The sequence below is a fragment of the Cupriavidus sp. CuC1 genome (assembly GCF_044627735.1).
In the GTDB taxonomy this organism is placed as follows: Bacteria; Pseudomonadota; Gammaproteobacteria; order Burkholderiales; family Burkholderiaceae; genus Cupriavidus; species Cupriavidus ulmosensis.
Genome location: NZ_JBIUHC010000070.1, coordinates 44,088 through 52,688, shown reverse-complemented (window position 1 = coordinate 52,688; position 8,601 = coordinate 44,088). Strand labels below are relative to the sequence as shown.

Sequence of the window (8,601 nt, the reverse complement as noted above, 5' to 3'; positions counted from 1 at the left end):
CACCGGCCTTCGATCATCGCCGCGTGCTGGGTTCAGGCAACGTTGTGGTGATGTCATGATTTACGGAAAGATCAATAGCCGCCAATCCGGAGATCGGCGATGTGGTGAGAGACTCCGGCGGAGTGCGAAAAGTCCGCTGGGCACGCCAAGGCTCCGGAAAGAGCAGTGGCGTTCGCATAATCTATTTCAATCGGCTAGCGAATGGGGAAATCTGGCTCCTGCTCATTTATGCGAAGTCGAAAGCCGATTCCATCCCGGGGCACGTTCTTCGGGAGATCAAGATGGAGATTGAGAAATGCCTGTGACCAATACCGAAATTGAAGAACGCGACGCCAAGCGTGATCTGGCTGCGGAGCTACTGCAATCTGTTCGCGAAATGACCGCAGGTGAAGGCACTGCGCTAGGGCAGTTCGCCGTGCCCGAGGCTGCCGAAGCGCGCCACCGAACTGGGCTGTCACAAGCCCGATTTGCGCAACTGCTTGGCGTGTCCAAACGCACGTTGCAGGGATGGGAGCAAGGGCGACGGAAACCCACTGGCGCAGCGAGCACCTTGCTCAAGGTCGCCAAAGCGCATCCCGAGGTCCTACGCGAACTCGATACGCCCACGGCAGCATAGCGGAGCTCATCCGTGATCGACGATAGGCTCCCGCTTCCGCGCCTGCCCTTATGTCGACTGCAGCAACCTCTGATGTACCAAGCCACGCCCTACCCGGGCGTGGCTCTTTTCTTTGGTTCAACGTTCAACGCCGCATTGTGGGCTGGTTGGAGTCAAGCTGATAGCCCACCGCAGAATGCGGAGCGACGGCCGAGTTGGCACTCAGTGGACCTTCTGCTGGCAGAGCCAGGATGCCCGCTCGTCGGTGCGGCCGTTCGCTGTCTCGAAATCGAGCCCTTTGGGCACGCCTGCACCGCCCGTGCAAACTCAGCTTGCGATACCGGCCCAGCGCAGGTGCTTGCTCCAATCCGACGGACTGATCACGCCGGACACACCTTGCCGCTGCCCGTCGGCGCGATAGAAATAGGTACGTGGCATCTCGCCCATCCAGTCAGGGTCGACCGCGTAGCGCAGGCGTTCTTGCGGCTCGCGGCCGAACAGCCAGGCATTGCGTGTCAGGTTGACGCGCTGGAGGAGCTGCCGCACCTGTAGCAGCGCTTCGGGGCTGTCCATCGCCAGCGTGACGATGCGCAGCGCCGGATAGCGCGCCTGCAGCTTGCCGATCGCCTCGAAATTGCGCTTGCAATAGACGCAGTCGAGCGACCAGACCAGCAGCACGAAGGGCTTGCCCTTGTGGCCGGCGGTCAGTTGCGCGGCGGTGGCGGAATCGAATACGGCCACGCGTTCGGCCTGCGGGCCGCTTGCATTTGCGGTGCCCGTGACCAGTAGAGCGGCGGCGGCGGCCAGCAACTTGCGGCGGGAGAGCTTCATGCGGCCTCCTTTGCCAGCGGGAAAACCTGGAAGCCTTCGGCTTCGGTACGCCACAAAACGTAGGCGCGGCCTGCGTGCTGCAGCAGATGCGGTTGGTCGGAGTCGCGATCGGTGCGGGCCACCTGCCGCGTTTGCCAGGTCTTGCCGCCGTCGTGCGAGAGCATGGCGGACAAGCGGGTCTGCTGCCCGTCGAACGACTTCCACGCCACCGCGATCTCATTGTCGTCCAGTGCGACGATGTCGGCATGCTGCGCACGCGGATCGTCGAGCGGGCGCGGCGCCAGCAACTTGCCGTCTTTCCAGCGACCTACCGAAACCGTCGGCTTGCCCTCGCGCACATTGAACCAGACCAGGTGCAAGGTGCCGTCCGGCGCCACCGAGGCGCCCGGGCCGTGATGCGGGCACGCATCGATGCGCCAGTCGTCGAAGGTGGCGCGCTGGAAGCCTGTGGCGGTGCCGTCGGCGCCCAGCAAAGCCAGCGCATGGTCGCGCGCGTTGGGCGGGAACACGTGGCGCCACAGTGCCAGCATCTTGCCGTCGGGAGTGGCCGACATGGCGATGCGGCAGCATTCGCACGACTGGTCCGCAATCTTGTAGTCGCCCTGGAACGTCGTGCCATGGTCCGTCGAAACCGCGTAGTAGATGGCAGCTCCCGCGTATGGCTGCTTGCGCGCCTCGGCGGCTACCACGTCACGCTTGTCGATCCAGCTCACGAATATCCGGCCTGCGCGGTCCACCGCGATGGCATCGAAGCGATGCGTAATCTCGTCGCGGTTGGCGTGTACCGTCAGCGGCGCGGCGAAGGACTTGCCGCCATCGGTGGAGCGGGCGAAACGGATAAATCCAGTGTAGGGCTTGGCCAGCGGCTGGGTCCAGGTGACGAAGATCTCGCCGTCGCGTCCGATTGCCACCTTGGGCCGGCTGTCGTTATCTGCCGCGACCAGCTCCGGCGCGCTGTTGACGTGCTGCACCGGGCCGAAGCTGCGGCCGAAGTTGGCCGACGATTGCAGCGCAACATAGGGGCCATCCTTGTAGGCAACCCACAGCCGCCCGTCCCGATCGAACGCAGCGCCGCTGCCGAGTTCGCTCATCTTTTGGGTAGGGGTAGGGGTATGGGTGTGGGTGTGGGCGTGGGTCTGGGTCTGGGCCGTGCCCGCCATTGTGGCGAAGGCCATCAGACCGGCGAGGATGAGGCGGGAGCCTTTCATGGTTGTTATCGCTCTCGTCAGGCGCTTAAAAGGAGACCTTCGCCTCGGCGTAGAATGTCCGGCCCGGATACGGGTGATAGACGTAATAGCGCTGGTCGGTCACGTTATCGATGCCAAGCCCTAGACGCACATTCCTGGCGGGCCGGTAGGTCAGCTTGACGTCGAAGGTCAGGAAGCTGCTGGTGCCGCCGAAGGTGTCGGGATTGACGTCCGAATTGTCGAGCGTATTGTACTGCCGCCCGGAATAGGTCATGGCCAGCGTGCCCGCCCAGGCCGGCGTGATGCGATAGGTGCCAACCAGGTTGGCGCGCCATTGCGGGATCCGGTAGAAATACTTGCCCACCGAGGTCGGGTTTTTGGCATTCTCCAGCGTCTTCGAATGGTTGTAGGCGCCGCTGGCGGCCAAGTCGAAGCCGCTGATGAAAAGGTCGCGCGCGTCGTAGGCCAGTTCGATGCCGCGGGTACGCACGCGATCGACGTTCTGGAAACTGGTCACGGTCGGGAACACGGTGGTATTGGTCTGGCTCACCAGCGCGTCGTGGATGTCGTCCTCGTACAGCGACAAGCGCAAATGCGATGCGTCCAGCGTGCGTTCGAAGGTCAGGTCCTTGGAGAACGAGCGCTCGGGCTTCAGGTTCGGATCGTTGTTGATCAGCGAGGTGCCGGTGATTCTGCCCTGGAACAGCTCGCTGACGGTCGGGTAACGATAGGCCTGGCCCAGCGAGAGACGGGCCAGCCAGTCCTGGCCAAACGCCTTCTCCAGCGCCAGCTTGGGCGACCAGTTGGATTTGCTGCGTTCCGGGTACCCCAGGTTCACGCCGGGCTGGCTGCGGCTGCCATCGTAGGCGCGCCAGTGTTCGTAGCGCACGCCGGGGATCAGCTTCCAGTCCTCGGCAAAATACCAGGCGTCCTGCGCATAGAGCGCCTGCGTCTCGGTCTTGCCGGCAAAGGCATTGTTGAAGGCAGTAAGGGTGGCCGCCTGCCAGTCCGAGGTGTTGTAGGTCGTATTGCTCAGCCGGTAGTTGTCATAGTGATAGCCGAAGGTGAACCAGTGCCCGCCCGGCAGATTTTCGGGGCGGTGATCGGCCTTCAGGTCTAAGGTGCGCCAGCCGGTGCCATCGCCGAAGGTCACCGTGCCCGGCCCGGTGCCGGCGGTATTGGCGGTGCGGCTGATGTCCTTGCTCACGTCAAACAGGGAGGCTGTACCGGAGAAGTTCCAGCCAGTCTGGTTGCGCGTGCGCAGCGACAGGCCGTAGAGCCAGCGCGCGTCCTCGCCGTTGCTGGGTGCAAAGGCATTGGCAGGGATCACATAGCGATTGCCGCCGATATTCACATTGCCGTTCGATACCACGTTGCCAGCGGCATCGCGCAGGTAACTGCCAGTGGTGCTGGAGCGGTTCTGCTGCCAGTAGGCGGCGGTGAACTGGGCCTGCAGGGTCTTGGTAATGTCGTAGCCGAGCTTGACCTTGAGCTGGTCCTGGATGGTGTGCGTGACACCCTCGCTGTTCACTCCCATCACGACCCGGTCGGCGCCTGTCTGGTCCTTGTCGAAGAACGCACCGGTGACCGGCTTGTCGGCGGAGCCGGCGCGGGTGGTCGAGCGCGCCGCGGTATAGAAGCTCAGCGGCTGGCTCGTGCTGCCTTGCCGATCCACGCTCACAAGGTAGGAGAACGCGCCGACGCGGTCACCCACGTAGGCATTGGCGTGAAACCCGTTGAAATTCTCGTGCGTTCCATACAGGCCGAAACGCTGGGTAAATAGCTGGACGCTGGCATCGCCCTCGAATTTTTCAGGGGTGCGCGTGGAAATCAATACCGTCGCGCCTAGCGAATTGCCCGGATACAGTGCAGAGTACGGGCCATACAGCACGTCGATGCGCTCGATCTCGGCGGCGTTGACCAGCGACCAGCGCGGCGGGAAGGTGAAATCCGAACCTAGCAGGTTGGACAGGAGCAGCCCGTCCGCATAGACTAGGCCTCGCGCCGACTGGCGCGAGCTGGTGCTGCGCACCGAGATGATCGAATTGATATCCCCAATGAAGCGCTTGCGCACCGCGAGGTTTGGCGCGTATTTCAGCGCGTCCTCCGGGTTCACCACATTGAAGTCCGCCATCCGGGCGCTGCTGATGCCGTAGGCCGGCGACGGCGTATTTGGCGGCGTGCCCGGCGTCTCGCTGCGGTCGGACTTGGCCGAGACCACTACCTCTTGCAGCGGCTCGGGAGCGGCGACCTGCGCGCCGGCAAGACCAGGACCCATCAGCGCTGCCGAGGCGGCTAGTGCAATGTGATTTCTATTCACAGGACAACCTTATTATCGTCTTTGTAGCTCGCGCCCAGTGCGCTCCCCATATTGGGGCCTCCCGCGCCGAGAGCGCCTTCATTTTATGTGCCGGCCCGCCGCAGGCGGGTGCGACATAGCGCCGCGGCGCGCAGGTATGGGTCGGCTACACCATCGGCGTGGGATGACCGGCAAATCAGCACGCGAGGAGCCACGCCGCTGGTATGCATGGGGTGACCGGCCGGCATGCGATTGACATGCCGGGCGGGCATCTGGCCGACGAGCACGGCCACGCAGATTATCGCCCCAATGATGAAGATTCCTTCCAACATCGCCCTGCGCACAAATCGCTTCAGTGGGCGGTGCGTTCTCTGCCGACTCCACTCCAGGGTAAGGAAAGACAGGATCGTCGCCAATAGGCTCGATGGCTTGTCGATGCTGGCCGCGCCGGTCGCCCAGGCGTGCAACGAAGGGAGGCTAAGATAGCGATTGGCAGCGCCCAGCGTGACGATGATCAGGACCAGCGACAGCTTGACCAGCAGAAGGCGTCCATACGCCGTTGTCAACAACGCCTCGAAACTCTGCACTTCAAGCCAGGCGTTGTAAATACCGGTCAGGATGACCACGGCCAGCGCCGCGCCAGCGAGCGCCGACCAGCGGCTCACCATGGCAGCCACGACCTGGCGCCGCTCATCGGCGCGTTCGGTAAGGGTGTGAAATCCAGTGACGGTAAGGGCGATCAGGCTGCCGCCCCAGAGGGATACGGCCAGAAGATGCATCCAGTCCACCAGTTCGGGGATCGTGATGTCACCCCAGTCCGCCGCGTGGCCGGACAAGCTTCTGCTGGCTGCAATCAGGCAGGCTGCCGCCAACATCGCAGCCGAGACGCCTGGTGAATCGAGGCCACGCCTTTGTCGCCAGCCCAGCCACAACACCGCTAGTGCGATAAGACGGAGCAGCCAGACGCGCCCAAAGTGGGTCTTGGATAGTACAGCAGGCAGCATTGGCGCGAGTTCTCCAATTGGGCGGCCGCTCATCTCCAGGGCGCGCCGCAGCAGTTCGCCGATGCTGCTGAGGGTGAGCACTGCCAGGCAGATGCCAAGCGTCCACCATAACGGCATCAGGAAATCGGGCGAAGGATACGACGTCCTGTCCTTGAATGCGACAACCCAGATGCGGAAGCCGAGGACGCCGATACACGTGGTCAGCGCGAGCAGATCGGCCGCGGTGACCACGATGCTGCCAACGTTTGTTGCCATCATCGTGTGGTCCATGGTGGTCTATCGCCCAACTGTAAAAGAGTAGTCTCCTTCCGTCGCGTGGCCATCACGGGCGATCACGCGCCAGAACACGTGGTAGGCGCCTGGAGCCAGCGGTGGCAGGCGTGCCTCGAGCAGACGAGCGTGCTCAGCATTGACCTGCCCGGAGTCCCGGTTGACCTGTCGCCCCTGCGCGTCGAGCACGCGCAAGGTGCTGAAGGCGGGCTCGAGATCCGCATCGAACCAGATGCGAACATGGCTGGGCAAACTCTCTGTGACCGCCCCCACGCGGGGTTCCGCCCGCTCCGGAAAGGCATGTGCCGCAACCGTTTGGGACCAGAGCAGACCCCACAGTGCAGCGGCAGCCAACCGGGCTCTCATCGCCTGTACCTTCGTGTCATGGCAGGAATGGCTTCCCATAGCCCTTGGGAAACATATCGTCCAGAAACAGGTGAAGCTGAATGAATACCCCGATGTCGTGGCCCCACCCGCCTATTGACCGGAATCGCCGCTTCCAGGCCGACCTGCATATATTTGCCAAACCACATGAAACCGGGATTCACCGTGCCGGTCGTCTGACCGGAACAATCTTTGCTGATGCAGGTTTTCACCGGGACCTCGACCAGCGCGATGAGGCGGTCGAATGGGGCGCCGAGTCCGACGTCCTTTACGTAGGACTGCAGATACTGCAGGCTGTACTGTACTGTGAAGCCCCAGTTCAGCCTGTCAGGTTCTGAGCGCAGCGTGGGCAACTCTGGCGAGAGAATGCCGGTGATTGCCAGCGGCCGCAAATATTTCATCGCGTCCGGCAGATCGCCAAAGCCCTTGCCGTAGAAGATCGCCGGGGAAATGGTAGAGAAGGATTCAGCGCCGACCCGGTGGCTGCCGGTACCACCGAGGTCGGCATCAAGCCCCAGGGAAAGAATCCCTTCATGCTCCGCATTCTTGATCAACTGGTACTTGAGTCCAAGCCCAAGATTGGCGAAACCATGTTGGGCGACAGTATCGTCGCTGGGCCTGACGCGTTGATAGGTGGCGCCGAGCGAGATGCCAAAGTCGGGGGTAATGCGCTTACTGAGTTCGGTGGAAAACGTCGTGGTATGAACCCCCGGCGTACCGGCAGGTTGCCCCGCTTCGCCGCCACCTGAAGTCGCGTTGCTTTTTTCGTCCAGTGGAAGCTTGCGGTGCCCAACCACGAAGCTCATCTCATCGGCCACAAACGGATCGTCCACCGTGATGGTGGCGGGCAAGAAGCGCTTGCCGACGACGCCGTGGGCGTAAGAGGGCGAACTGAATAACACCTGAGTGACCACCGCAATTATCAAACTACCGATGAGTTTGTTTTTGACGGCATTTATCATGTTTAGTCCACCATTAACTGCGGAGACTCCATGGCACGGTCGCTAATTAATAATGTCTTTCATTGATTATTCTTTTCCGTCATCTGCGCGAACTGTCTGGCGGCGAGGCCTGAAAGCCAAGTGTTTCTTCGTGCTATGTATGATAGAGGGTCGCCGAAATGGAAATTTCGCCGCACGCATTTTGGCGACTCTCGAAGTGAGGATACCCTAGGAAAAAGAATGACTACTTATTCCCATCTCCGCCCTTGGTGAAGCCAAGATGAACGGTTATGGCATCCCCATTTTTGACGTCCTTGAGGTCGTCCGCTGGAAAATGCAAGTGCAGAGTGGGGCCGCCCTTGGTCTGGAGTGTCAACGTCCCTTTCTTGTGGTCAATCTGTTTCACGGTTCCAGTCATGTCGTGCTCACCGATGATTCCAGGGGTATCTTTATGGGCAAACGCTGATGTTGCCGGGATAGCCATCAATATCGCCGCGATGACCGGGAACAGAGTCTTCTTCATAGATTTCCTCTCCAATCCACTCAGTGATTACGTTACACATAGCTTGCGCATCGGCGTGGGGAACTAAGTCGCAGTCTGAATGTCACCCGCTCGTTCAGTTTAGGCGACGCGTACCAGCGCGCAAGGTGAATGTGAGGTAAATTTCACAATCCGCAATGACAATATCTGAGCGCGGTGCTGATGAATCAGCGGTAGCCCGTCTCCACCACGCGCAGCTGGGCACAACGTGTGCCCTAAGGATGGGCAGTGTCGTTGGCCGGAGGGCTACCGATATCCGCTTCTCGGCCAAAGCACCTGAGCGCTGCGACTGAAGCGAACGGCCGAAATGACCGAAATGGCCGATTATGCAAACCATATCGATTATGGGAAGTAGCGAGCCGGGACGCACGCCAGCCGCCACGGTAGCAGACGGCTCTTCCCGGACCCTTCACGGTCATTCGCACACTGCTCTGCGAACGACCGAAGTTCGGCCAAAGCGGACCATTGCGCTTTCGCTAGCGTATAGGAGCTTTCTTCCTGACGAAGTCACTCACATCGTAGTGCCGACGGAATCCAGAAGGCAGTGAT

The 8,601-nt window shown here is 61.5% G+C and carries 8 protein-coding genes; 1 reads left to right on the top strand and 7 read right to left on the bottom strand.

The window, feature by feature from the left end:
* Window positions 1-295 precede the first annotated feature (295 nt).
* The gene (locus tag ACGLHR_RS27340; RefSeq protein ID WP_400097345.1) at window positions 296-616 is read left to right on the top strand and encodes a helix-turn-helix domain-containing protein; all 321 of its coding nucleotides are present in this window, start codon (window positions 296-298) and stop codon (window positions 614-616) included.
* Window positions 617-922: 306 nt separating this feature from the next.
* Here ACGLHR_RS27340 and ACGLHR_RS27335 read toward each other — a convergent pair whose 3' ends face one another.
* From ACGLHR_RS27335 to ACGLHR_RS27305, 7 genes are all read right to left on the bottom strand, one after another.
* Window positions 923-1,426, bottom strand: a complete 504-nt coding sequence (locus ACGLHR_RS27335; protein WP_400097344.1) for a TlpA family protein disulfide reductase — start codon at window positions 1,424-1,426, stop codon at window positions 923-925.
* Complete coding sequence (locus ACGLHR_RS27330; protein ID WP_400097342.1) at window positions 1,423-2,634, bottom strand: sialidase family protein; 1,212 nt, start codon at window positions 2,632-2,634, stop codon at window positions 1,423-1,425. Before ACGLHR_RS27330 ends, ACGLHR_RS27335 begins: the two co-directional genes overlap by 4 nt.
* Before the next feature lie 25 nt (window positions 2,635-2,659).
* Window positions 2,660-4,891 carry a TonB-dependent receptor gene (locus ACGLHR_RS27325; RefSeq protein ID WP_400097347.1) on the bottom strand — a complete coding sequence of 744 codons (2,232 nt, stop codon included), beginning with the start codon at window positions 4,889-4,891 and terminating at the stop codon, window positions 2,660-2,662.
* 125 nt (window positions 4,892-5,016) lie between these two features.
* Window positions 5,017-6,186, bottom strand: coding sequence for a copper resistance D family protein (locus ACGLHR_RS27320; RefSeq protein ID WP_400097340.1), 1,170 nt, complete (start codon window positions 6,184-6,186; stop codon window positions 5,017-5,019).
* A gap of 6 nt (window positions 6,187-6,192) precedes the next feature.
* Window positions 6,193-6,552, bottom strand: coding sequence for a copper resistance protein CopC (locus ACGLHR_RS27315; RefSeq protein ID WP_400097338.1), 360 nt, complete (start codon window positions 6,550-6,552; stop codon window positions 6,193-6,195).
* A complete protein-coding gene (locus ACGLHR_RS27310) occupies window positions 6,549-7,532 on the bottom strand; it encodes a hypothetical protein (RefSeq protein ID WP_400097336.1) in 984 nt (327 codons plus the stop codon). The genes ACGLHR_RS27315 and ACGLHR_RS27310 overlap by 4 nt, the downstream gene beginning before the upstream one ends.
* Window positions 7,533-7,755: 223 nt before the next feature.
* Window positions 7,756-8,034: a hypothetical protein gene (locus ACGLHR_RS27305; RefSeq protein WP_400097334.1), complete on the bottom strand. Its 279-nt coding sequence runs from the start codon at window positions 8,032-8,034 to the stop codon at window positions 7,756-7,758.
* Between the last annotated feature and the right edge of the window lie 567 nt (window positions 8,035-8,601).

Coding starts and splice junctions, on each gene's coding strand:
- ACGLHR_RS27340 (WP_400097345.1), top strand. CDS start 296: ATGCCTGTGACCAATACCGAAATTGAAGAACGCGACGCCAAGCGTGAT.
- ACGLHR_RS27335 (WP_400097344.1), bottom strand. CDS start 1,426: ATGAAGCTCTCCCGCCGCAAGTTGCTGGCCGCCGCCGCCGCTCTACTG.
- ACGLHR_RS27330 (WP_400097342.1), bottom strand. CDS start 2,634: ATGAAAGGCTCCCGCCTCATCCTCGCCGGTCTGATGGCCTTCGCCACA.
- ACGLHR_RS27325 (WP_400097347.1), bottom strand. CDS start 4,891: ATGGGTCCTGGTCTTGCCGGCGCGCAGGTCGCCGCTCCCGAGCCGCTG.
- ACGLHR_RS27320 (WP_400097340.1), bottom strand. CDS start 6,186: ATGGACCACACGATGATGGCAACAAACGTTGGCAGCATCGTGGTCACC.
- ACGLHR_RS27315 (WP_400097338.1), bottom strand. CDS start 6,552: ATGAGAGCCCGGTTGGCTGCCGCTGCACTGTGGGGTCTGCTCTGGTCC.
- ACGLHR_RS27310 (WP_400097336.1), bottom strand. CDS start 7,532: ATGATAAATGCCGTCAAAAACAAACTCATCGGTAGTTTGATAATTGCG.
- ACGLHR_RS27305 (WP_400097334.1), bottom strand. CDS start 8,034: ATGAAGAAGACTCTGTTCCCGGTCATCGCGGCGATATTGATGGCTATC.